20 protein-coding genes are annotated in these 25,969 nt (G+C 35.1%); 11 read left to right on the top strand and 9 right to left on the bottom strand.

All coding sequences use genetic code 11. The features are described from left to right. Positions 1–19: 19 nt before the first annotated feature. Together R2782_RS00330 and hutH are read right to left on the bottom strand one after the other, a co-directional pair. Positions 20–508: a hypothetical protein gene (locus R2782_RS00330; RefSeq protein ID WP_371266053.1), complete on the bottom strand. Its 489-nt coding sequence runs from the start codon at positions 506–508 to the stop codon at positions 20–22. A 276-nt stretch (positions 509–784) separates the two neighbouring features. Beyond that, positions 785–2,284, bottom strand: a complete 1,500-nt coding sequence (hutH, locus tag R2782_RS00325; RefSeq protein ID WP_371266052.1) for a histidine ammonia-lyase — start codon at positions 2,282–2,284, stop codon at positions 785–787. Positions 2,285–2,407: 123 nt separating this feature from the next. Here hutH and R2782_RS00320 point away from each other — a divergent pair, with 123 nt between their 5' ends. Continuing rightward, a complete protein-coding gene (locus tag R2782_RS00320; protein ID WP_371266051.1) occupies positions 2,408–3,787 on the top strand; it encodes a TlpA family protein disulfide reductase in 1,380 nt (459 codons plus the stop codon). Positions 3,788–3,872: 85 nt separating this feature from the next. On the opposite strand, the gene R2782_RS00315 is transcribed toward R2782_RS00320, so the two are convergent. Then, positions 3,873–5,369, bottom strand: a complete 1,497-nt coding sequence (locus tag R2782_RS00315; protein WP_371266050.1) for an NAD(P)H-hydrate dehydratase — start codon at positions 5,367–5,369, stop codon at positions 3,873–3,875. Positions 5,370–5,639: 270 nt separating this feature from the next. Between R2782_RS00315 and thrA the strand changes: the two genes are divergently transcribed. The 3 genes from thrA to R2782_RS00300 all read left to right on the top strand — a co-directional run bounded on the left by thrA (position 5,640) and on the right by R2782_RS00300 (position 10,137). Then, positions 5,640–8,087 carry a bifunctional aspartate kinase/homoserine dehydrogenase I gene (gene thrA / locus R2782_RS00310; protein WP_371266049.1) on the top strand — a complete coding sequence of 816 codons (2,448 nt, stop codon included), beginning with the start codon at positions 5,640–5,642 and terminating at the stop codon, positions 8,085–8,087. Between the two features lie 101 nt (positions 8,088–8,188). Then, positions 8,189–9,109 (top strand): homoserine kinase, encoded by a 921-nt coding sequence (locus R2782_RS00305; RefSeq protein ID WP_371266048.1) that lies wholly within the window; start codon positions 8,189–8,191, stop codon positions 9,107–9,109. 86 nt (positions 9,110–9,195) lie between these two features. Then, entirely contained in the window at positions 9,196–10,137 is a 942-nt protein-coding gene (locus R2782_RS00300) for an alpha/beta fold hydrolase (protein WP_371266046.1), read from the top strand. Between the two features lie 53 nt (positions 10,138–10,190). On the opposite strand, the gene R2782_RS00295 is transcribed toward R2782_RS00300, so the two are convergent. Together R2782_RS00295 and R2782_RS00290 are read right to left on the bottom strand one after the other, a co-directional pair. Next, positions 10,191–11,231 carry a PLP-dependent cysteine synthase family protein gene (locus R2782_RS00295; protein ID WP_371266045.1) on the bottom strand — a complete coding sequence of 347 codons (1,041 nt, stop codon included), beginning with the start codon at positions 11,229–11,231 and terminating at the stop codon, positions 10,191–10,193. Between the two features lie 76 nt (positions 11,232–11,307). After that, complete coding sequence (locus tag R2782_RS00290; RefSeq protein WP_371266043.1) at positions 11,308–13,368, bottom strand: S9 family peptidase; 2,061 nt, start codon at positions 13,366–13,368, stop codon at positions 11,308–11,310. 141 nt (positions 13,369–13,509) lie between these two features. On the opposite strand from R2782_RS00290, the gene R2782_RS00285 reads away from it, so the two are divergent. Together R2782_RS00285 and R2782_RS00280 are read left to right on the top strand one after the other, a co-directional pair. Then, positions 13,510–13,836 carry a YbaB/EbfC family nucleoid-associated protein gene (locus tag R2782_RS00285; protein ID WP_371266042.1) on the top strand — a complete coding sequence of 109 codons (327 nt, stop codon included), beginning with the start codon at positions 13,510–13,512 and terminating at the stop codon, positions 13,834–13,836. Between the two features lie 22 nt (positions 13,837–13,858). Continuing rightward, a complete protein-coding gene (locus R2782_RS00280) occupies positions 13,859–14,245 on the top strand; it encodes an RDD family protein (protein WP_371266041.1) in 387 nt (128 codons plus the stop codon). A gap of 41 nt (positions 14,246–14,286) precedes the next feature. On the opposite strand, the gene R2782_RS00275 is transcribed toward R2782_RS00280, so the two are convergent. Next, positions 14,287–15,312 (bottom strand): low specificity L-threonine aldolase, encoded by a 1,026-nt coding sequence (locus R2782_RS00275; RefSeq protein WP_371266040.1) that lies wholly within the window; start codon positions 15,310–15,312, stop codon positions 14,287–14,289. 112 nt (positions 15,313–15,424) lie between these two features. Here R2782_RS00275 and prfB point away from each other — a divergent pair. Beyond that, positions 15,425–16,520, top strand: a protein-coding gene (prfB, locus tag R2782_RS00270; protein WP_371266039.1) for a peptide chain release factor 2 whose coding sequence is annotated in 2 segments (ribosomal slippage) — positions 15,425–15,487 and positions 15,489–16,520 — 1,095 coding nt in all. Because the reading frame shifts where the segments join, the coding sequence is not laid out codon by codon here. Between the two features lie 163 nt (positions 16,521–16,683). Then, positions 16,684–17,610, top strand: coding sequence for an AraC family transcriptional regulator (locus R2782_RS00265; protein WP_371266038.1), 927 nt, complete (start codon positions 16,684–16,686; stop codon positions 17,608–17,610). Positions 17,611–17,615: 5 nt separating this feature from the next. Here the strand turns inward: R2782_RS00265 and R2782_RS00260 are convergent, their stop codons facing one another. After that, positions 17,616–17,996: a DUF779 domain-containing protein gene (locus R2782_RS00260; RefSeq protein ID WP_371266037.1), complete on the bottom strand. Its 381-nt coding sequence runs from the start codon at positions 17,994–17,996 to the stop codon at positions 17,616–17,618. A 75-nt stretch (positions 17,997–18,071) separates the two neighbouring features. Further along, the gene (locus R2782_RS00255) at positions 18,072–19,574 is read right to left on the bottom strand and encodes an aldehyde dehydrogenase family protein (RefSeq protein WP_371266036.1); all 1,503 of its coding nucleotides are present in this window, start codon (positions 19,572–19,574) and stop codon (positions 18,072–18,074) included. 252 nt (positions 19,575–19,826) lie between these two features. Between R2782_RS00255 and R2782_RS00250 the strand changes: the two genes are divergently transcribed. From R2782_RS00250 to R2782_RS00240, 3 genes are all read left to right on the top strand, one after another. Then, on the top strand, positions 19,827–21,455 hold the full coding sequence (locus R2782_RS00250) for an acyl-CoA carboxylase subunit beta (protein ID WP_371266035.1): 1,629 nt from the start codon (positions 19,827–19,829) through the stop codon (positions 21,453–21,455). Between the two features lie 47 nt (positions 21,456–21,502). Next, positions 21,503–23,173, top strand: coding sequence for a pseudouridine synthase (locus tag R2782_RS00245; protein ID WP_371266034.1), 1,671 nt, complete (start codon positions 21,503–21,505; stop codon positions 23,171–23,173). Between the two features lie 647 nt (positions 23,174–23,820). Beyond that, positions 23,821–24,870, top strand: a complete 1,050-nt coding sequence (locus R2782_RS00240) for a hypothetical protein (protein WP_371266033.1) — start codon at positions 23,821–23,823, stop codon at positions 24,868–24,870. 89 nt (positions 24,871–24,959) lie between these two features. Here the strand turns inward: R2782_RS00240 and R2782_RS00235 are convergent, their stop codons facing one another. After that, positions 24,960–25,559: a transposase gene (locus tag R2782_RS00235; protein ID WP_371266032.1), complete on the bottom strand. Its 600-nt coding sequence runs from the start codon at positions 25,557–25,559 to the stop codon at positions 24,960–24,962. Between the last annotated feature and the right edge of the window lie 410 nt (positions 25,560–25,969).

Here is a 25,969-nt window from a genome sequence, read left to right as displayed (position 1 = left end):
TTGAATAAATATAATGCAATTATTCTAAAAACTCAGACCAATAATCATGAATCAATTCTTTGTGTTGTTCGTAAAAGAACTGTGCTTTTTCTCTCGAACGAAAAGCTAAAAATTGTGGCAGTATGGCAACGCCATAATACGGGATAAATTCACCGTTTTTAATTTGTGGAAAAATAGCATAATTGTCTAATTGATTGCTCCATCCGCTAAAATATGATTGGAGTAATTGACTTAATTGAGCTTTTGCTAAAGCCGATTTGGCTTGATTTTCGGTAACAAAAACATTTTTGTTTTCTTCGTTTACGGGACGATTTTCATATCCTTCAATCTTTGAAAAACTATCTATATAAAAACCACTTACCTCCTTTAAATCCATCCAACTTTCCAAAAGTTTCGGATTTTCTTCGAGGTATTTCTTTAAAGCTCCAATCTCATCCAGATTTTTCTTCTGCTGAAGTTCCAGAGCATTCAAACGGTTAATTATGTTCAATTTTTCTTCAGGTGTCATCGGTACAACCTTTTCTAATGCGTAAAAAATTGTGTTTAGTAGTTGGGGCTACATAACAAGTACTTCATAAAAAGTCCTGAAAGGTATGATTTTATTAGTAAAAGTTATCAATCAAAGGTGTAAAAAGTAAAAAAAATCGTTGAAAAGTATGTTGTTTTCTCATTTTTAATGAAACATCAAACATATATTGAAACTCTTTGTTTTTGATAGTATACAAAGATTGAGATAGAATGCTTTATTTTTACATAATAAAAACAAGTGATTTGTACTTAGAAATTAATTAATTTCAATCTCAAAACTCCTTAAAAAAGCAATCGAGTTTTCAATATCATAATGCAAAATGCGGTCTTCTTTGACAAAAGGGACTTCCGTGCGATATGATTTTAAAAATTGTTCGATAAACTCACTTGATTTAAGGGGCTTTCTAAATTCAATGGCTTGTGAAGCATTCATCAATTCAATAGCTAAAATGCGTTCTAAATTTTCAACAATTTTAAAACACTTTGTCGCCGCATTGGCACCCATACTCACGTGATCTTCTTGACCATTACTGGAAACAATGCTGTCAATACTAGCGGGAGTGGCTAATTGTTTGTTCTGACTTACGATGCTTGCAGCCGTATATTGCGGAATCATAAAACCTGAATTTAAACCGGGATTATCCACCAAAAATGCTGGTAAGCCACGAAGACCTGAAATCAATTGATAGGTCCTTCTTTCAGAAATACTTCCTAATTCAGCCAACGCAATTCCAAGAAAATCTAATGCTAACGCCAATGGCTGTCCGTGAAAATTTCCACCGGAAACAATAATATCTTCGCCTACAAAAATGTTGGGATTGTCTGTTACAGAATTAATTTCCGTTTTAAAAACGCGTCGAACATATTCTAGTGTATCTTTTGATGCACCGTGTACTTGTGGTATGCATCTGAAAGAATACGGGTCTTGAACATGTTTTTTCTTCTGATTGATAATTTGACTTCCTTCTAAAAAATCAGTGATTCGTTGAGCTGTTTCAATTTGTCCTTTGTGCGGACGAACTAAGTGAATCAATTCGTTAAATGGATCAATTCTTCCATCAAAACCTTCTAACGAAATGGTTCCGATTAAATCGGATAGATATGATAATTTATATGCTTTTAATAAAATATGAACGCCATATGCACTCATAAACTGCGTTCCGTTGAGTAAAGCCAAACCTTCTTTGGATTGCAAAACGATGGGTTTCCAATTAAAATGCTTGAGCACTTCTTTAGAATACACTTTTTTGCCTTCAAAATATACTTCACCTTCACCTAACAACGGTAAACTTAAATGGGCTAACGGAGCCAAATCGCCTGAAGCTCCTAACGAACCTTGTGTATAAATAACTGGTAGAACATCATTATTGAAAAATTCGATCAATCGTTCCACCGTTTCCAATTGAACACCTGAATTTCCGTAACTTAACGATTGAATTTTAAGTAACAACATCAATTTTACAACTGCGTTTGGTACTTCCTCACCTGTTCCGCAAGCGTGCGATTTTACTAAGTTTTCTTGAAGTTGCGAAAGATTTTCATTCGAAATTTTCACATTACATAACGAACCAAATCCCGTATTAATTCCATAAATCGGTTCCGTTTGTGATTGCATTTTTTTATTTAAATAATCACGGCATTTTTGGATATTGACTTTTGCTTCTTCCGATAATGCCAACGATTTATTTTCAAGTAAAATTTGATTGATGGTTTCCAATGAAAGCACATCGGAACTAATATAATGATAATGGTCCATTTATTGTTTGGTTGAGGCTCCAAAATTCCGCAAACGTTTGCATAAATGCAACACAATTGTGGTTTTTTTAATAACAAAATGTAATTGAAATTGACTACATTTGATTATCTAAACTATTCTACAATGAAAAAAATACTTTTTTTATTGCTTTTTATTTGCCTCCTCTCTTGTCAGGAAAAAGATATAATCACATCCATTTCCGGAACAATTAAAGGAACAGATGCTAAAGAAATGGAATTGGAAGGAATTAATTTTTCAAAGAAAATTCCGATTCAAACCAATGGTATCTTTTCTGATACATTGGATTTACCTTATGATGGAATGTACTATTTGATTCTAACAGATGAGAAATCATTTTATGTGTATCTGGAAAAAGGATTTCAACTTCAATTGGAAACCAATGCCGATGATTTCATCAATTCTTTGAAATATAGTGGTAGTGGAAAAGATGAAAACAATTACCTTGTTCAAAAAAACAAACTCATCGAATCCAAATATGGTGACCAAAGTAACTTTGAAAATGTGATGAAAATCTTTTCAGTTGAAGAAAACGTTTTTCTTGAAAACATAGAAAGTCTGAAAAAAAATATTTTGGAAAAATTAGCTTCTTCCAATATAAAAAATGAAGTGTTTGTCAACAATGAAAAAAAAGAAATTGAAATCTTAGCTTTAAAATATCAAGAACAATTTGCCCCTTATCATGGTTATTCTATCAATAATAGGGAATATAAAACCAGTGAAACTTTTCCTAAAGCCGGAGATGATTATAATATGAATGATGAAGAAACTTTCAAACATTCTTATTCGTATCGAACATTAATTGGGGGTATTTTTCAACGCATCATGTACGAGACGCCATCTGAAGACAAAACCCCTTTTGATAAAGGAATAAGTAAACTCAATACTATTAAAAGTGAAATGATTCGAAGTGAATTAGTCAAAAATATGATGTATGAAATGAATCTTTCAGCCAAAAATATTGATGTGATTTACAAAGAGTTAATGAAACATTCAATTGATTCGGTTTTTAAAAACAAAACTACCTTAAAATATGAAACTTTAAAAAAGTTAGTAAAAGGTTCGCCCTCACCTACTTTTGATTATGAAAATATCAATGGAGGAAAAACTACTTTGGAAAGTTTAAAAGGAAAATTCGTTTACATTGATGTTTGGGCTACCTGGTGCGGACCTTGTATTGCAGAAATACCGGCTTTGAAAGAAGTTGAAAAAGAATACCACGGAAAAAATATCGAATTCGTCAGCATTTCAATTGATGATAAAAATGACCATGATAAATGGAAAAAAATGGTAGCTGATAAAGAATTAAATGGAATTCAATTATTCGCAGATAACGACTGGAAATCAGATTTTGTAAAAAAGTATGCGATTGATGGTATTCCGAGATTCATCTTATTAGATACCGAAGGTAAAATCGTGAATGCCGATGCTCCAAGACCTTCTGATGCTAAATTGAAAGAAGTATTGTCGGAACTTGGGTTATAGAGTAAATGATTATTTTTTTAAACCATTAAGCAATTAAAAATCATTCAGATGAGAACGACTTAATGAACCTTAATTTCTTAATGGTTTACTTTTTCAACTCCAAAAAAACTTTCCCCAAATACTTTATAATATCCGATGCTATAAAACCTTCGTAACCCATATCATTCATAGCAATATCCGCCGTACGGCCATGAAAATAAACCCCTAAAAGTGCTGCATCCAAAGCAGTATAACCTTGTGCAAGAAAGCTTGTAATCATTCCTGATAACACATCGCCACTTCCCCCGGTTGCCAAAGCTTGATTTCCGGAAGAATTGACATATACATTTTTTTCATTAATAATTAATGTGTAAGCTCCTTTGACTAAAACAACCAAAGTATAGGTTTTGGCAAATACTTTTACTTTTTCAATTTTATCAAAATCATCATTCCATGTTCCAATCAATCGCTCTAATTCTTTAGGATGCGGTGTTAAAATGGAATTTTTCGGCAATAAATTCAGCCATTCTTGATGTTCTGAAAGGATATTCAACGCATCGGCATCAATCACCAACGGAATGGAATTGCTTTTTAAAAAATGATAAAACGCTTGTGAAGTTTCTGTATCTTGACCAATTCCCATCCCAATTCCGATTGCTTTGAGTTGAAAATTAAATGCTATTTTGCTTATTTTATGATAGCTTTCATCCGTAATAACCATAGCTTCCGGTATTGCAGTTTGCAAAATATCATACCCACATTTTGGAATAAAAACGGTTGCCAATCCACATCCTGAACGCAAAGCAGCTTGTGAAGCCAAAACCATTGCACCTATTTTCCCGAAACATCCTCCAATTAATAAAACATGTCCTTGTGTACCTTTATGCGAAAATTTTGAAATAGGTTTATACCGCTTTTTTATTTCACTCAAATCTGTGTAATAATAATTAGTTGGAATGGATTCGATTGATTTTATATCCAAATCAATAGGAAGAAAAACGATTTCTTCAATAAAATTTTCATTCTCTGGAAGGTAAAATGCTAATTTAGGAAACTGAAAAGTGAGAACAACATCTGAATGGATAGCAACGGTTGTTTTTTGATGTAAAAATAACCCCGAAGGTACATCTATAGCTACTTTAAATGAGTTGTGATAATTGATTTTTTGAATAAGTAGTTGAAGCCAACTGTCCATTTCCCTGGTTATTCCAATTCCAAAAATAGCATCAATGATAATATGATTTTCGTCTATTAAAGGGAATTCAGCATCACTATCAAGAACTTCATAGGTTAAATTACATTCTTTTAACCGATGTAAATTTGTTTTAAAGCCTTCTGAGTAATGATCATTAAAAGGTACAACATACACATGTACATCAAAATAATTTTGTTTTAGCATTCGAGCAATAACTAATCCGTCTCCTCCATTATTTCCAACACCGCAAAACAAGTGATAAATCGTTTTTTTATCTTGAAAATGATTGACCAACCATAAAAAAGCTTGTAATGCAGCTCTTTCCATTAACTCCAAAGAAGAAATTTGTTGCTTCTCAATTGTTAATTTGTCAAGTTCTTTGATTTTTTCGACACTAAAAATTTTCATCTGTTATCGGAATAGAAAGTTTATTGAAGTATTCGTAAAAGTTTAAAATTCCTTTTTTCTTTACGTAAATTTATTACATTTGTTTCAGATGAAATCACAAAAGGACATATTTTATTCAAATTCATTCTTCAATTTGTTGAACGGATTATTTTTTGGCACATCTTCTACAACTACAACCCCATTCGGGGTATAATTTTCACATATCATCCAAAGCTTTGCTTATTCGAAAGAATAAAATAAAATCCATGTATTCCATTAAAAAATAGTCAAATGAAAGTTTTAAAATTCGGAGGAACTTCGGTTGCCAATGCTCAAAATATAAAGTTAGTACTCGAAATTGTTGAACAAAAATCAAAAGAAGATAAGCTGATTGTTACTGTTTCTGCATTCAGTGGTATAACCGATTTGTTATTGTCTGCAGCTTCTAAAGCAGCTTCAAAAGATGATTCGTATCGTGATGTCGTTTTGCAAATTGAGAAAAAACACCTCGAAGCGATTAAAGAATTGTTGCCTACAAACGAACAAACGGCTTTACTGCATTACTGTAAAAAGAATGTTACTTTATTAGAAACATTGTTAGACGGTTGCTATTTATTGGGCGAATTAACTGCCAGAACAGCCGATATGATAGTAAGTTTTGGTGAATTATTATCATCATATATAATTGCAGAAGCGATGAAACAAAAGGTACCAAATACTAGTTTCAAAGACAGTCGAGAACTCATCAAAACCAATAATAATTTTGGAAAAGCGGAAGTTTATTTTGAAATATCAAACAAAAATATTCAAAATCATTTTTTAGATAATACTACGAAAGTAACAGTTATTCCTGGTTTTATCGCTTCATCAATGAGCAATAATACAACTACTTTGGGTCGAGGTGGTTCCGATTATACGGCAGCAATTGTAGCTGCAGCCTTGAAAGTAAAAGAGTTGGAAATTTGGACAGATGTGAATGGAATGTTTACTGCCAATCCGAAAATTGTGAAACAAGCACAACCTATTGAAAAGATTACCTATGAAGAAGCAATGGAATTGTCGCATTTTGGAGCAAAAGTGCTTTATCCTCCTACTATTCAACCCGTTTTAAGTAAAAATATTCCGATTTGGATAAAAAACACCTTTGAACCGGAAGCTTTTGGAACATTTATTTCTTCCGAATCAAATCAGAATGCAAATCCGATTAAAGGGATTTCGCATATTGATAAAATCAGCTTGATTACCTTAGAAGGTTCCGGAATGGTGGGTGTTGCCGGCGTTTCTAAACGTTTGTTTGAAGTACTTTCGAATCATGCTATCAATGTTATTTTTATCACACAAGCTTCATCTGAACATTCTATTTGTATCGGAATATTAAATGCCGATGCCGATTTAGCAAAAACATCCATTGATAAAATTTTTGAGTTGGAAATTGATCAACAAAAAATCAATCCGTGTGTGGTTGAAAAAGACTTGTGCATCGTAGCTTTGGTGGGCGAACAAATGAAAAACCACCAAGGAATCAGCGGTAAAATGTTCAGTACGTTAGGAAAAAACAATGTGAATATTCGTGCCATTGCCCAAGGGGCTTCAGAACGAAACATTTCTGTGGTAATCAATGAAAATGATGTAAAAAAAGCTTTGAATACACTACACGAACGATTTTTTGAGGAACAAACCAAACAGTTAAATTTGTTTGTAATGGGAGTTGGAAATGTGGGTGAAAAATTCATTGAACAAATTCACCAACAAAAGAAATTCTTAAAAGAAAATTTAAAAATAAATCTGCGTGTAATTGCTCTCTCCAACTCTAGAAAAATGATTTTTGAGGAAGAAGGAATTGCCTTAAAAGATTGGAAAGCCCTTTTAGAGAATGGAGAAAAGACTTCAATTCCTGATTTTATTGAAAAAACAAAAGCACTAAACTTTCGAAATAGCATTTTTGTTGATATTACGGCTAATGCAGAAGTTTCAAAAACCTATGAACATTATCTTCGCAAAAATATTGCAGTTGTAACGTGTAACAAGATTGCTTGTTCTTCAGAATACAATAACTATCTGAATCTAAAACGCTTATCGCGAAAATATAATGCTCCTTTTTTGTTTGAAACCAATGTGGGTGCTGGTTTACCCATTATCGACACCTTAAAACATTTGATTGCTTCGGGTGATCGAATTCATAAAATTCAGGCTGTATTATCGGGCAGTTTAAACTTTATTTTTAATAACTTTAGTGAAAGTTATAGTTTTCATGATGTTGTAAAAGAAGCCGGTGTGCAAGGATTCACTGAGCCCGACCCAAAAATTGATTTAAGTGGTGTGGATGTGGCCCGAAAAATTTTGATTCTTATTCGCGAAAGCGGTTATCAAATGGAAATGGAAGACATTGAGAACATTTCTTTCTTACCTAAAGAATGTATGCAAACTACTAATAATGAGGATTTTTTTAAATCCTTAACCAAACATGCTAATCATTTTGAAAGCTTACTAAAAGAGGCAAAAGAAAAAGATTCTCGATTAAAATTTGTCGCCAAATTCGATAACGGAAAAGCTAGTGTTGGTTTGCAATTCATTCCAAATGAAAGTCCGTTTTATAATTTAGAAGGAAAAGACAATATCGTCGAATTTTTCACCGATCGTTATGTAGACCAACCGTTAATCATCAAAGGTGCCGGTGCCGGTGCGGCTGTGACTGCATCGGGTATTTTTGCGGATGTGATTAGGATTGGAAATGTATAAAAAAAGTTACTGAGTAGCTGAGAATCTGAGTGCCTGAGTTTTTTAATTCAGAGCTTTAACTCAGAATCTCAACTACTCAGGCACTCAGCAACTCAGAAAAAATGAACCAAATAAAAATATTTTGCCCTGCCACTGTCGCCAACTTATCCTGTGGATTTGATGTCTTAGGATTGTGTTTAGAAGGCATTGGCGACGAGATGATTATTCGCAAAAGTGAGCAAAAAGGACTGCGGATTACTAAAATAACCGGAGCTGATTTGCCCTTGGAAACCAAAAAAAATGTGGCCGGTGTAGCTGGCATGGCGTTACTTCACCACCTGGATTTAGCATTTGGATTTGATTTAGAAATCCACAAAAAAATCAAAGCCGGAAGCGGAATCGGAAGCAGTTCTGCCAGTGCCGCCGGAATTGTTGTAGGAATCAATGAAATCTTAGGCAATCCACTATCTAGAAAAGAGTTGATTCCGTTTGCCATGGAGGGCGAATTTTTAGCCAGTGGAAGTTATCATGCCGATAATGTGGCTCCGGCCATTTTAGGTGGATTTACTTTAGTAAGAGGATATAACCCGTTGGAAGTAATTAAAATCAATAGTCCAAAAGAATTATTCGTAACAATTCTCCACCCACAAATTGAAGTAAAAACATCAGCTTCAAGAAAAGTTTTGCCAAAAGAAATTTCACTAAAAAGTGCTATCAGCCAATGGGGTAATTTGGGTGGTTTTATTAGTGGATTGTATACTGAGGATTATAGCTTACTTGGTCGTTGTTTACACGATGAAGTTGCTGAACCTGAACGAAAAAAGTTTATCCCAAATTTTGATGAAGTTAAAACTGTTGCATTAGAAAATGGTGCTTTAGGTTGTGGAATTTCTGGGTCAGGACCGTCGATTTTTGCGTTATGCAAAGGAGTTAAAATAGCTGAAAAAGTTGCAAATAATATTCGTAAAGTTTACTCTGAAACAGGAATTGAATTTACTGTTTTTATATCTAAAGTAAGTGATAGTGGCGTGATTAAAATATAATTCAATTATAGTTATATATTAATAAATTAAGCAATTACTAACTTCAAAATTATTTAGTTAAATTTACAGAAATATAGAATCACCGGATGAATAAATCTTTTTTTGTTTTATTTTTTGTAGGCATCTTTTTATCGAGTTGTAGTAGTCAAAAAGGGACACATTTTGATGATTATGTTTTTCGAAGAAAAGGTGAAAGAACCAAATATCTTAAAGCATATAATGAAACTTTAAAACTGTGGAAAATTCCATTTTCTGAAGAAAATATTAATACAAGTTACGGAACAGCCCATGTGATTCTATGTGGTCCTAAAAATGCAACTCCTCTAGTTTTATTACATGGGATGGATGCAAGTTCAACAATGTGGTATCCAAACATTAAAGCATTGGCAAAAAATCACCGTGTCTATGCTATTGATTTTTTAATGGAACCCGGTAAATCAGTTTCTTGTGGTGAAACTATTTCAAAAGAGGAAACAGTTGCATGGTATAATGAAATTTTTAGACATTATAATTTAAAGAAAATTAAAATTGTTGGAGCCTCTCGTGGAGGTTGGTTAGCCACTTTGCTAGCTACGCAAGAAAACCACAATATCAGTAAAATGATTTTGTTGAGTCCGGCTCAAACTTTAGAAAATTTAGATAAATTACACAAAGCATCTTCTGCTTTAATGTTTAAGCTTTTTCCAAATAAGAAAAAATTAAAAAAAACACTGGACGCTTTTTCTTTTTATCCAGAAAAAATAAGCTCGACCTACAAGAATCAGTTTTATTTAGCCAATAAATTTGCCAAAACAAATACTAGTTTTTTACAAATGCAACCTTTTTCAAAGGAAGATATAGAAAATATCACTATTCCGGTCTTAATTTTGATAGGTGATCATGATATTGTCAATTCTCAGAAAAGTTTAGATAAAGGAGAAGAACTTCTTCCCAAAGGAGAGGTGATGACAATAAATAATGCGGGTCACTTTTTAACTATCGATCAACACGAAATTGTAAATGAAATAATGGTTGAGTTTTTAGAATAAAAAAACTCCGAGTAGATTAACTCGGAGTGCTTAAAGTATTTTTGTAGTAATTATTACTTAATAAATTCTATTTTCTGTACTTCTTCCATATTGACACTATCAAAAAAGCCTTGTTCATTCATCCAATCGTCACTAAAAACTTTACTCATATAACGAGAACCATGGTCTGGGAAAATAGCAATGACATTTGAATTAGCATCAAACTCTCCCTCTTCGGCAAATTGTCTGATTGCTTGAACTACTGCACCGGAGGTATAACCTACAAATAAACCTTCTTTGAAAGCGATCTCCCTTGTAGTGTGAGCACTTTCCTCATCGGTCACTTTGATAAATTTATCAATAATGTCAAAATCTGTAGCTGTTGGAATAAGATTTTTTCCTAAGCCTTCAATTCGGTAAGGGTAAATTTCTTCACTGTCAAATTCTTTGGTTTCATGATATTTTTTTAACACGGAACCATAAGCATCAACTCCTAAAATTCGAATGTTTGGATTCTTTTCTTTCAAAAATTTAGCCGCACCTGAAAGTGTACCACCTGTACCACTACAAGCAATAAGATGCGTAATTTTACCGTTAGTTTGTTCCCAAATTTCCGGGCCGGTAGTATTATAATGTGCATCAATATTTAGTTGATTAAAATATTGATTGATGTAGATTGAACCTTTTATTTCTTCGTGCAGTCGTTTGGCAACATTATAGTATGATCGTTCATCATCTGCGGAAACATGAGCCGGACAAACATATACTTTTGCTCCCATGCTTCTCAACATGTCTATTTTATCTTTTGACGATTTAGAACTTACGGCTAAAACACAATTATACCCTTTGATGATACTCACCATAGATAAGCTAAAACCTGTATTTCCTGATGTTGTTTCAATGATTGTATCTCCGGGTGAAAGTAAACCTTGTCTTTCTGCTTCTTCGATTATGTAGAGAGCAATTCTGTCTTTTGTAGAATGCCCTGGGTTGAACGATTCAACTTTTGCATAAAAATTACCTTCTAAGTTTTCTGTAATTCTATTGAGTTTAATTAACGGTGTATTACCAATTAAATCCAATACACTATTATAAGCTTTTATCTGTTCTTTCATAAAAAATATGTTAGTCAAGGCAAACTTTTCTTGTTTTTGGAAACCTTAAAACCTTGCAAATTTATAAAAAAAAAATTTACTTTTCAATTCCTTCTAAATCTAAAAGAAAACTGAACTCATTAGCAAGCTCTTTTAAGGCTTCAAATCGGCCCGAAGCTCCACCATGTCCAGCATCCATATTGGTATTTAAAAATAATAAATTCTTGTCTGTTTTTAGTTCTCGTAATTTTGCTACCCATTTGGCAGGCTCCCAATATTGTACCTGAGAATCATGTAAACCGGTAGTTACAAGCATGTTTGGGTAATTTTGAGCTTTTACATTGTCATAAGGGGAATAGGATTTCATATAATCATAGTACACTTTATCATTCGGATTACCCCACTCATCGTATTCACCGGTAGTTAAAGGAATTGTTTCATCCAACATCGTGGTAACCACATCCACAAAAGGTACTGCAGCGATGACACCATTGTATAATTCCGGTGCCATATTAACCACAGCTCCCATCAATAAACCACCCGCAGAACCGCCTTGTGCATATAAATGTTTGGAACTTGTATATTTCTGATCAATCATAAATTTTGAACAGTCAATAAAATCCGTAAATGTATTTTTCTTTTTTAACAATTTTCCGTCTTCATACCATTGTCTGCCCATATCTTCTCCCCCACGAATGTGTGCAATAGCATAAATAAATCCTCTGTCTAACAAGCTTAAAATAGTGGAGTCAAAATTTGGTTCCATTGAATAACCATACGAACCATAAGCATATAACAACAAGGGGTTGTTTCCGTCTTTTTGAATTCCTTTGCGGTACACTACGGATATCGGTATTTGTGTACCATCAGCAGCTGTAGCCCAAACTCGCTCTTCTTCGTAATTGTTTTTATCAAATTTTCCACCCAATACCTCATACTCTTTTTTGATTTCTTTGGTTTTGGTTTTCATGTTAAAATCAATCACTGAATAAGGAGTGGACAACGATTGATAACCAAAACGTAATACTTCAGTATCAAAATCAACATTCGTTCCAATTTCAACGGAATAAGTCTCAATTTCAAAAGGTAAATAATAATCCCCACTCTTGTCCCATGGCATAATTCTAATCTTATTTAAACCATTCGAACGCTCTTCTACCACCAAATAATTCTTGAAAATTTCGATTCCTTCTATCAACACTTTTTCATTATGTGAAATTACATCAATCCAATTCGAAGAAGCAGTTGCATTATCCGGTGTTTTCATCACCTTAAAATTTGTTGCTTTGTCTTTATTGGTTACAATATAAAAGTGGTCATTATAATGCGAAATGTTATATTCCAATCCTCTCACACGCGGTTGAAACACTTTGAATTTTCCATTTGGTTCATTCGCATTTAAGGTTTGAAATTCAGATGTCAAGGTACTGGTACTGCCAATCACAATAAATTTTTTCGATTTTGTTTTGGCTACATATACGGTGAATGTATCATCTTTTTCATGATATACCATCGCATCGTTTTTAGCATCCGTTCCTAATACATGTTTGTGAATCTTATCCGAACGCAACGTTTTTTTATCTTTTGTAGAGTAAAATAAAGTCTTATTATCATTTGCCCAAACCGATTCCCCATTTACATTCGGAATTTTATCCTCTAAAATTTCGCCGGTTTCTAAATTTTTTACTTGTAAAGTATAAATTCTTCTTCCCGTTTCATCGGTTGCATAAGAAACTAATTTATTGTCTTCACTTACATTAATACCGGTGAGTTTAAAATAGGCTTTGCCTTTGGCCAATTCATTGCAGTCAAACATAATCTCTTCTTTGGCCGTCAAACTTCCTTTTTTTCTTGAAAAAATGGGATATTCTTTTCCTTTTTCAAAACGGGTAATGTAATAATAGTCATTATAAAAATAAGGGACCGACTCATCGTCCTCCTTTATCCGGGCTTTCATTTCATCAAATAATTGTTGTTTGAAGTCCTTGGTATGAGTCGTCATTTCTTCATAATACCTATTCTCGTCTTTTAGGTACTGAATAACTTCCTCATTTTCAGGGTCGTTTAACCAATAATAAGAATCCTTTCGTTTGTCACCATGTTTTTCTAAAACGGTATCTTTTTTGGCCGCCATTGGCGGTACAAGGCTATCTGACATAGTTGTCTCTTTTTTAGTACAAGAAAATGCAAAAATAATGCAAATTATACTTAAGCTAACTCTAAAATTCATAATAAAATTATTACTCAAATCTATGCAATATACTACATTTGCAATTCATTTAATTTAAAAATTATTAACATGTTTGGAGACCTAATGGGAATGATGGGTAAACTGAAAGAAACCCAACAAAAAATAGAAGAGACTAAAAAACGTTTAGACCACATTTTAATTGATGAACAAAGCAATGATGGGCTTTTTAAGGTGACGTTAACTGCAAATCGAACTGTAAAATCGATTGAAATTGATCCTTCACTTCTGGAAGATAAAGAACAATTGGAGGACTATTTTATTTTGGTTATGAACAAAGCTATTCAAAAAGCAACCAATGTAAATGAAGCAGAATTAGCTGCCGTTGCCAAAGAAGGGATGCCGAATATTCCGGGATTGGATAGGTTCAACATATAAATTAATACATAAACTAACACCAATGGAAAGAGTGTATCCGACTATTCTTGAAAGAATAAAATCGACTACAATTGATACAATTATTATTATTGCATTCATGTATTTCGGATCAGAAATATTGAATTCATTTGAAAATGTTCCGAACTATGTCAGAATGATATTATTTGTGGGGATTTTATTGTATGAACCGATTTTAACCGTTTTTGGTGCAACCATAGGGAATGAAAAAATGGATATTCGTGTAAGATGTAGCACAAATCACGCAAAAAAAATTAATTTCTTCCAAGCTGTTATTCGGTTCATTTTTAAATTTTCACTCGGCTGGTTATCCTTTATCACGTTTTTTTTTAGTAATAAAAGCAGAACGATTCATGATTATATTAGTGGTAGTATAATGGTGAGAGTCTAATAGAAAAATATGTTATAGCAATTTCTCAAAATTGATTCCCCTTAAAAAACCATCTTCTCCAACGCTTCCATGACATACGAATGCATCACTTCTTTATAATCCAAATGGGTCACCATTCTCAATTTCCCTTTGCCTAACGAACTGATGGAAATGTTTTTCTGTTTTAATTTTTCAATGACCAATTCGTCTTTGATGTGCGGTAAAACAGAAAAAATCACAATATTCGTCTCTACTTCTTCCACCGATTGTACCCAATTGGTTTTGGATAACACTTCTCCTAATTCCTTTGCTCGTCTATGATCTTCTGCCAATCGCTCAATGTTGTGTTCCATCGCATAAAGTGCCGCCGCTGCCAAATAACCAGCCTGTCGCATGCCGCCACCCAATACTTTTCGAATGCGTAAGGCTTTAGGATAATCCTTTTCACTCATCAACAAAACGGAACCAATTGGTGCTCCCATCCCTTTGGAAAAACAAACTGAAATGGTGTCAAACAGAATCCCGAATTGCAACGGGTCTTGGTTTTTGGCTACTAAGGCATTCCACAACCTGGCTCCGTCCAAGTGGTATTTTAATCCGTGACGGTCGCATACTTTACGAATGGCAATTAAATCTTCTATTTCATAACAGGCTCCTCCTCCTTTGTTGGTCGTATTTTCCAAAGAAACCAATGTGGTCAACGGACTGTGGTAAAAATCCGGCGGATTGATGGCGGCTTCCACTTGGTCTGCCGTAATCATCCCGCGATGACCTTCCAACAAACGGCAGGAAACTCCACTGTTAAAGGAAACTCCTCCCCCTTCATAGTTAAAAATATGGGCATATTTATCGGCAATCAATTGCTCTCCCGGTTGGGTGTGTAATTTAATAGCCGTTTGATTCGCCATCGTTCCGGAAGGAAAAAACAAGGCTTTTTCCATCCCAAAAAAAGCAGCCGTATAGGCTTCTAATTCATTAACCGTAGGGTCGTGTTTAAATACATCATCACCCACTTTTGCCGTAAACATCGCCCTTAACATGTCTAAAGAAGGCTTGGTTACGGTATCACTTATTAAATTTATTTCCATTGCACATTATATTATCAGGTGGCAGAAAGTAATCTCTAGCACATTATGTTTTTCAGATTAGGACAACTCACATCTTGTCGTTACATTTGCAAAAAACAAAACTACGATAATTATGACAAATACCGAACAAATTAAAGGTATTGTAGAACGCCTTGGTGCGTTGAGGAGGTATCTTTGACATCGATAAGAAGTTAATTGAAATTACCAACGAAGAAGAAAAAACCTTCGACCCTACCTTTTGGAACAACCCAAAAGAAGCTGAAATCGTGGTTCGCGACTTGCGTTCCAAGAAAAAATGGGTAGAAGATTACCAAAAAGCAGTCAATTTATCGGAAGAATTACAATTGGTTTTTGAGTTTTACAAAGAAGGCGATGCTACTGAAGCTGAAGTAGATACCGTTTTTGAGCAAACCAATACCTTAATTGAAAACCTTGAGTTCAAAAACATGCTTTCTGAGGAAGGCGACAACCTGAGTGCCGTTTTACAAATCACAGCCGGAGCCGGTGGTACGGAAAGTTGTGATTGGGCTTCGATGCTCATGCGAATGTACCTCATGTGGGCGGAAAAAGAAGGTTATAAAGTAAAAGAATTGAACTTTCAGGAAGGCGATGTAGCCGGAATCAAAACCGTAACCCTTGAAATTGAAGGTGATTATGCGTTTGGTTACCTCAAAGGGGAAAATGGTGTGCATCGATTGGTGCGTATTTCGCCGTTTGACAGTAATGCCAAACGCCATACTTCTTTTGCTTCCGTATATGTTTATCCTTCAGTAGATGATACGATTGAAATTGAAATCAATCCGGCTGACTTAGAAATCATTACCTCTCGTTCGAGTGGTGCGGGTGGACAAAATGTGAACAAAGTAGAAACGAAAGTACAGTTGTTTCACAAACCAACCGGCATTCAAATTCAATGTTCTGAAACGCGTTCGCAACAAGACAACCGTCAACGGGCGATGCAAATGCTTCGTTCTCAATTATACGAAATTGAGTTGAACAAACGAATGGCTCAAAGAGCCGACATCGAAGCCGGAAAAATGAAAATTGAATGGGGTTCACAAATCCGAAACTATGTGATGCATCCCTATAAATTAGTCAAAGACGTTCGAACCGCTCACGAAACCAGTGATGTGGAAGGCGTTATGAACGGTGAAATTGATGCCTTTTTAAAAGCCTATTTAATGATGATGGGACAGAAAGAAGAATAAAAATATTAGTTTACTTTATACATAAATAAGTTTGTATGTTTGAACATACCCCAAAAGTTAGACTCTGTTTGGGGTATTTTTTTACGAACTAAAATCAAGTTAAAAAAATCAGAACCCCAGATGACTTTGAATATTTTTTAGTAATTTTAAACAAATATTCAACATGAACCAGTCTAAAGTCACGCTCCATACCCCAGCTTTAACACATGAAAAATCACTTAAAACGTTAGTAGAAAACAGAACTGTTTATTCCTTGAATAACTGCGAGTTAAACTTATTTGAAACCTATGAAAAAAGTATTAAAGTTCCTCTGAAGTTTAATGATTTGGTGGTCACCAGTATGTTGCGGGGCAAAAAAGTAATGCACCTTTTTGAAGACCCTGAGTTTGATTATTTACCGGGCGAAACAGTCATCATTCCGTCAAATGTTGAAATGAAAATTGATTTTCCGGAGGCTACGCAACACAATCCAACGCAGTGTTTGGCCTTGGCTATCGATCAATTTAAAATCAAAGAAACCCTCGATTTTTTAAATGAGCGTTACCCAAAAGAGGGTAATCAGCATTTTTGGAAATTGGATTATGAAAACTATTTCTTTTATAACAATTTAGACCTGGCTTCAACAATCAACAAACTCATCAAAGAGTGTATGAGTACATCGATTACCAAAGATGCTTTGGCAGATTTGACCTTACAAGAACTGTTGGTTCGAATCATTCAATCACAAACAGTCAAAGCCATCAATAATAATCAACTAATTGACAGCAATAATCCCATTGCGATTGTGGTGGAATACATTCGGCAAAACATTCAAAACGCTATAAGTCTGAAAGAATTAAGTGATAAAGCCTGTATGAGCACCACCTCTTTTTATCGCTATTTTAAACGTGAACTAGGCATGACTCCCATTGAGTTTATCCTCAATGAAAAAATTAAGTTTGCAAAAAATTTATTGAATAACCCTAGAATCAATATTTCTGAGGTTTCTTATGCCACCGGGTTTGAAGATGCCAATTACTTTATTCGGGTGTTTAAAAAGTATGAAGGTGTAACACCCAAACAATACCAACTGATGAATGTGAATGGCTAAATTAATTATTCGTTACGTTTTATATCGTCCAAATTAGCCGCTTCTTCTTCCGTAAACAAACGATAATTGACTTTAAAGGTTTTACCGTAAGGAGTTTCCAACGAAAAACCGCCTGCTCCTATTCCATCGGTTACATCTAAGGTAAAATGAGCGTGTTTCCAGTATTCAAATAAATCTTTGTCTACCCAAAATTCAAAACCGCTTACCGTTCCAATACAAACATCACCATAGCGAAGGTAAAATCCGCCTTTTTCAAAGCATTGGGGCTGGGTTCCTTCACAACATCCACCGGCTTGATAAAACATTAAAGCTCCGAATTTTTCTTGTAGCATCGCAATTAATTTCAATGCTTTGTCGGTAGCGTCCAATCGTTTGATTTTTTCCATAGCGGTAAAGTTAAAAGCCACGAATTCTAAAATATCATTCGTGAATTCGTGGCTATGTTAGTATTTAGGTTATTTTTAGAAAAATCCTAATTTATTTTTGTTGTAAGAGATTAACATATTTTTGGATTGACGATAATGACCCAACATCATTTTGTGATTTTCTCTGCCAATTCCGGATTGTTTATAACCTCCAAACGGAGCTCCTGCCGGATAGGCATGGTATTGGTTCACCCATACTCTACCTGCTTGAATGGCTCTTGGCACTTGATATAATTCATGAGCATCGCGTGTCCATACGCCAGCTCCTAAGCCATACATAGTGTCGTTGGCAATGGAGATAGCTTCTTCTGTATTTTTGAAAGTAGTCACCGCCAAAACCGGTCCGAAAATCTCTTCTTGAAAGATTCTCATCTTATTGTGACCTTTGAATAATGTTGGTTGAATATAATATCCTCCTTCCATTTCACCACCCAAGTGATTTACTTCTCCACCGCATAACAATTCTGCTCCTTCTTCTTTACCTAATTGAATGTACGACAAAATTTTGTCTTTTTGAATTTGCGACGCTTGTGCTCCCATCATCACGGTTGGATCAAACGGATTTCCGGTTTTGATGGCTTTTACTCTCGCAATCACTTTCTCTATGAAGGCATCATAAATAGATTCGTGAATCAATAATCGAGACGGACAAGTACAGACTTCTCCCTGATTCAAAGCAAATAAAGCGACTCCTTCTAAAGCTTTATCCAAAAATTCATCATCGGCATCCATTACTGAAGGGAAAAAGATATTCGGTGATTTTCCACCTAATTCCAGCGTAACCGGAATAATGTTTTCGGTGGCATATTGCATCACCAAACGTCCGGTTGCCGTTGAACCGGTAAACGCTGCTTTGGCTACTTTTGGATTGGTAACTAATGTTCTGCCTAATTCCGCTCCAAAACCATTCACGATATTTACTACACCTGCAGGGATTAAGTCTTCAATCAACTCCATCAATACCATAATGGAAATCGGAGTGCTCTCTGCCGGTTTTAACACCACGCAATTTCCGGCTGCTAAGGCTGGAGCGAGTTTCCATACGGCCATTAAAATAGGGAAATTCCAAGGAATAATTTGAGCCACAACCCCAATTGGTTCATGAACAATAATGGAAACAGTATCTTTGTCTAATTCGCTGATAGAACCTTCTTCTGCCCGAATCACGCCGGCAAAATAACGAAAATGGTCTATTGCCAAAGGTAAATCTGCCGCCATAGTTTCTCTAATGGCTTTACCGTTATCTAAGGTTTCTACTGCAGCTAAATGCTGTAAATTAGCCTCCATACGGTCGGCTATTTTATTTAAGATAATACTTCGCTCAGTCGCAGAGGTTTGCCCCCAACTTTTGAATGCTGTGTGAGCCGAATCAACAGCCAATTCAATATCCATCTTGGACGAATGAGCTGCCTTAGACATTAATTTTCCATCAACTGGTGATAGCACTTCAAAATATTGTCCGGTAGAAGGCGGTGTCCATTTTCCGTTAATGTAGTTATCGTACTTTTCTTTTAATTGGGGTCTTGCTATTACACTCATAATCTGTTATTTTTTAGTTTACTCAAAATTACAAGTAACCTTTTGCTTAAAATAGCACATTTTTGGCAAATGATAGCACAAAATTGATATATCGCAATTTTAACACTTAAAAAATATCACTTACATATTATTTAGCTATAAATTTTAAATAATTATCAAAACATTCTGATTCTTATTTCTCTTATCAAAAACAAATTTCCTACTTCTAAAACGTTTTCGTATTTTAGCGTCCAAATAAAAAACGGGTACTCCATGGATTTAAACTTCAACAAAAACGAAGACCACAATAAACTTTTATTAGCCGAATTAAAACGTCGTTTTGCTCAAGTGAAATTGGGCGGTGGCGAAAAAAGAATCAAAAAACTGCATGCCGAAGGCAAAATGACTGCTCGGGAACGCATTGATTATTTGTTGGATGATAAAGCGAAAAGTATTGAAATCGGAGCATTTGCCGGAGAAGGAATGTATAAGGAACACGGTGGTTGTCCTTCGGGTGGTGTAGTGGTAAAAATCGGATACATCAAAGGAAAACAATGTATTGTGGTGGCCAATGATGCGACCGTAAAAGCCGGTGCCTGGTTTCCGATAACGGGAAAAAAGAACTTACGGGCACAGGAAATAGCCATTGAAAACCGTTTGCCTATCATTTATTTAGTGGACAGTGCCGGGGTGTATTTGCCTATGCAAGACGAGATATTTCCTGACAAAGAACACTTTGGACGCATTTTTAGGAACAATGCTATCATGAGCAGTATGGGAATTACCCAAATTGCTGCCGTAATGGGAAGTTGTGTTGCGGGAGGTGCTTATTTACCCATAATGAGCGACGAAGCTATGATTGTTGATAAAACCGGAAGTATCTTTTTGGCCGGAAGTTATTTGGTGAAAGCCGCTATTGGTGAAAACATTGATAATGAAACCTTGGGCGGAGCTACCACGCACTGCGAAATTTCAGGCGTAACGGATTATAAAGCCAAAGACGATAAAGATGCGTTGGACCGTATCAAAAGCATTGTAAGTAAAATTGGCGACTATGACAAAGCCGGTTTCAATCGCGTTAAAGCGGAAAAACCTGCCTTGAAAGAAAGTGATATTTACGGAATTATTCCGAAATCAAGAGCGGACCAATATGACATGATGGAAATCATCAAACGCTTAGTTGATAATTCGGAAATGGATACGTACAAAGAGGGTTACGGGCAATCCATCATTACCTGTTATGCACGAATTGATGGTTGGGCGGTTGGCATTGTGGCCAATCAACGCACCGTTTCCAAAACCAAAAAGGGAGAAATTCAGTTTGGTGGTGTAATTTATTCGGATTCGGCAGACAAAGCGACGCGTTTTATAGCAAATTGTAATCAGAAGAAAATTCCATTGGTTTTCCTGCAAGACGTGACCGGATTTATGGTTGGTAGTAAATCGGAACATGGCGGCATCATTAAAGACGGTGCCAAAATGGTCAATGCGGTTTCCAATTCGGTGGTGCCGAAATTCACGGTAGTTATCGGAAATTCGTATGGAGCCGGCAATTACGCCATGTGTGGAAAAGCGTACGACCCACGATTAATCTTTGCTTGGCCAAGTGCAGAATTAGCTGTAATGGGTGGCACACAAGCCGCGAAAGTATTGATGCAAATTGAAGCTTCTTCTTTGAAATCCAAAGGCGAAGTAGTAGATGAAGCCAAAGAAAAAGAGTTATTCGATAAAATTAAAGCCCGTTACGACGAGCAAGTTTCTCCCTATTATGCGGCATCGCGTTTGTGGACGGATGCCATTATAGATCCTTTAGAAACCAGAACATGGATATCCATGGGAATTGAAGCCGCAAACCACGCTCCGATTGAAAAGAAATTTAATTTAGGTGTGATACAGGTGTAAAAGTAAAAAAACATCTATTTTATAGTTGGTTTTTTTAGCTTTGCACCATGACGCAGCCTTCTCACTTTATTCCGTTTCAACACGATGTATCCGCTATTGCCTTGCCGGAAAAATTCACCTTTCCGTTTTACTACGAACCACATGAACTGAGTAAAATAGCCGCTTCCGAATTGCAAGACTACTTGAACACTCAAACCGATTGGGAACACAATTTCGGATTAAAAGAAGGGCAGCAAGGGTTAGTCATCGGGAAAATGTTTGGCGTATTGGTCGTGCAAAAACCAACCGGAGAAGTAGGTTATCTTGCTGCATTTTCCGGAAAGTTGGCCGATAGCAACGAACACCGTCATTTTGTGCCGCCTGTGTTTGATATGCTCCAACAAGACGGCTTTTTTAAACAAGAAGAAAAAATCCTGAATGCCTACAACCGCGATATTGAAGCCTTAGAAAACGATGCGAAATACCTCGCTTGTCAACAAGCTTTGTCCACTACTCTTTTGCAAGCCGAACACGACAAAGCCGAAAAGAAAGAACAAAGTCGCCTGAATAAAATCCGTCGGGATGTCTTGCGGGTGAAAGCGGAACAGGAATTAGCCTTTGACGATTACAAAGCCCTGCAAAAAAGCTTGAGCAAAGAAAGCCAGCAGGAAAGCATACAGCTAAAGCAAATGAACCATTATTGGAAAACGGAAATCGAGAAAGCTCAACAAAAAGTAGCGGTTTTTGAAGCCCGTTTGCAACAATTGAAAGACGAACGCAAAGCCAAATCGGCGGCGTTGCAACAAAAATTGTTTCAGCAGTATGCGTTTTTGAATCCGTTGGGTGAAACGAAGAGTTTAGGAGCTATTTTTGAAGACAATCCACCGGCGAGTGCGGGTGAATGTGCAGCACCGAAATTGTTGCAGTATGCTTATTTACATCAATTACAACCCATTGCCTTGGCTGAATTTTGGTGGGGACAATCGCCAAAGTCGGAAATACGGAAACACGGGCATTTTTATCCGGCTTGCACGGGCAAATGCAAACCCATTTTGGCCCACATGTTGGTAGGATTGAACGTGGACGACAATCCGTTGTTGCAGAATCCGGCGGAAGACAAGGAGTTGACGTTTTTATATGACGACGCCTATTTATCGGTGGTGCATAAACCCGCCGAGTTTTTATCGGTGCCCGGCAAAGCGATACAGGATTCGGTGTATTGGCGTTACAAAGAAAAATTTCCCGATGCCACCGGCCCGTTGATTGTGCATCGGTTAGACATGTCCACCTCCGGGATTTTGTTGCTGGCAAAAAGCACGGAAATCTATTTGCAGTTGCAGGCTCAATTCATGAAACGCACGGTGCAAAAACGCTATGTAGCCTTATTGAACGGCAGGATTGAACACGACCGTGGCGAGATCAATTTACCCTTACGCGTAGATTTGGACAACCGCCCAAACCAGTTGGTGTGTTACCAATACGGCAAACCCGCCAAAACGCAATGGGAAGTGGTGGAACGCCGGGAGCATACCACCTTGGTACACTTCTGCCCCATCACGGGCCGCACGCACCAGTTGCGGGTACACGCCGCCCACCCCGAAGGCCTCAACGCCCCAATTGTAGGCGATGATTTATACGGCATCAAAGCCGACCGCCTCTATTTGCATGCGGAACGCTTACGGTTTTGGCATCCGGTTTTGGGGAAGGAGATGGAGATTGTGGATGGGGTTGGGTTTTGATTTTCATAAGAAAAGACTTGATTATTAGTTGAAAAAGTGAAAAAAGTTATATAAATTTGAAGATATATACAAGTTAGGCAAAATGTAAAAAAAAAATGAAAGCGAAACTAAATGCAGTTCACGATAATGATTTGGAAGCACTTCTAATAAAACTGAATCTGCTTGACAAAATAAAGAGTGGGGAATTAAAATGTAAATTCACTCAAGTTTTTTAACTTCATTTTGAATATATTCACAGCTATTCCTGCTAAATTTTTTTTAAAACTTCTACCTCACTATCACTTCCAATATATCTCATTGAACAACAAGCTATTGTTTTAACTTTTCCATTTTGCGAGTATTGCGAATGTTTCATTTTTTCTTTGGTATTTATTGAATGTGCAATATGCTTACTTCTCATATCTATAAAATATTTGTGAGCTTTTTTTATTTCCTGTTTATCATCATGAAAATTGAAAATTTCAGGAGTCAATCAAACCTAATTCCACTTGCAAAACATCTTGCATAAGTAATAAGCATTGATTTCCACATTGAGTTTGTCAATATCGAATGTTCATCGAATAATAAGAAACATGATTTCAAAAAAAATCAAGTTCTAAATCAATTAAATTTATATAAAATCATTTTTGTGATTTGTGATTTCAAGAATGAATATAATTTATAAACTTGAAAATAAAAAACAAATCTTAAAAAATATGATAACGCTTTTTCAAATTATAGTTGCAATTGTTTTGTTTTTTATAACTAATATTATTGGAAAATTCGCCCCCACTAATTTAAATTATTTTCAGATTTCTAGTTTTTTGGAAACAGATGAAGCACCAGCCTTTAATTTTTCATTTCGAATATTGACTCCTGTTGTATTCATAATTCTTTTGAGTGCTTTATTATATTCATTTAACTTGGATGATTATGTAATAGACATTTACTTTGTTAGTATTTATTATGTTACATTTAGAGGAATTTTTAATATTATTATCTCACGCACCCTCTTAATTAATTGGAAGAAGCAATTTTTTTACGCAGTTTGCATAGTTGGACTTTCATTTTTTTTATATCAAAAAATAATCATTACAAAAAAAAATTTACTTCCTGATTTTTCTAATATTGCAAATGAACTTTGGATTATAATTTTGATTTTTCTTTATAATTTAGTTAACAACATTCAACTTCCAAATGTTGATGCAGAAAAAAGAAAATTTAATTATATAAAAAACACATTCTATAATTTAAAGAAAAATTATGGAGAAATTGTAGATTCATTCTCTACAAATATTCGTTTTCAACAGATTGCTTATTCAATGATGATTTATGAAAATTTTAATAGACCAAAATTATTTAGAATTATTGAAAACATTTTTAGTTTATTTAAAAAAGAAGGAACATATGGAATTATGCAAGTGAGGTCAAATAAAATTCTAAATGATAATGAAAGTGTTAGACAAGGAATGATAATTTTAATGGAAAATTTAAATAATTATAAAATAGAGTTTCAAAAAAAAATAGAAAATATCAATGAAGAAAATGTCTATTATAATAGTAGTCATTACTTAGACCAAGATTTTCAAAGAAAACTAATCAGAAGCTATAATCATTGTGACGATTACACAGATGAAATATTTGAATTAGTCTATTATTTAAATGAAAATCTATACGAAAATAATGAAGATAATAATAAACTATTTTTGAATTTATAGCATACTTGCCAGCCCAGCTCTCCTAAGTCTTCTTTGATAGCACCTGCTCTGCGAATGTCTGTGACTTCGCAGCAAATTACTTCCTATTTTTAATACAAATCATACCGCTGCACATTGTTTACCTTCTTCACATCTACAATCGGATTATCTGCTTTTTCGACAAAGACCAAGCCAACATCATTCACATAATTGGAAGCACTTGAATACAAATAATGTGAAGCTTTTTCGACTAATCCGGCACGTACAGGATTCAAATGAATATAATCTAATTTTGACCACATAAACGGATTGGTATAAATTTCTTCCGGATGATTGCCATACTGCCAGAATTGATAAACTTTATTTCTGGAATGGCTTTGGGTTGCCATTTGAAAACGTTCTAACATCCATTCCCTTCTGCTTTCCGGGTCTGATTGTATTTTGCTTAAAATTGTTTTGGCTGTATATTTCTTAAAATCACGAATCAAATCAGATAACTTTCCATCACTGGATTGAACAACCAAATGAATGTGATTGCTCATTATCACATAGCCATACAAAACCATAGCTTTATTTTTGATGCAATAATCTAAAGAAGCAATGACCTCATCTCGGTATATTTTTCTTGAAAATACATCTATCCAATCTACTACTGTTAAGGTTAGAAAATGAGGTAGTTTTTGATTTCTTATGACATAACCTTCTTCCATATTTATTCATTTCATCAAATATAATAAAAATTGGAATTGTATATTTGCTGCGAAGTCACAGACATTCGCAGAGCATGTGCTAACTTTGGATAAGGAAGACATTCATATAGAAACGTGGAAACTTCGGATAGTGAGTTATGAATCGGTAATGGTTAATGGGTTTTAGGTAATCTAGCTCCTATAACTATTCTTTGATAGTACCTACTCTGCGAATGTCTGTGACTTCGCAGCGAATAACTCCTATTATGTGTTTTTTCGTGATGAAAGAGCCTAAATAATACCTCCTATTCGTACAATGATTTAAGTGTTAATTATCACCTACAATTAAGCCGTTTTAAATTTTTTTTATCTCAAAAATACACGTCAAAAAAAGATTTAAAAACAGGCAGATTTATTTTTAAACAGAAATG

It is taken from the genome of Flavobacterium sp., assembly GCF_041392085.1.
GTDB lineage: Bacteria > Bacteroidota > Bacteroidia > Flavobacteriales > Flavobacteriaceae > Flavobacterium.
The sequence above is the reverse complement of the archived record's forward strand: the minus strand, read 5'-3'. Positions and strand labels throughout refer to the sequence as shown.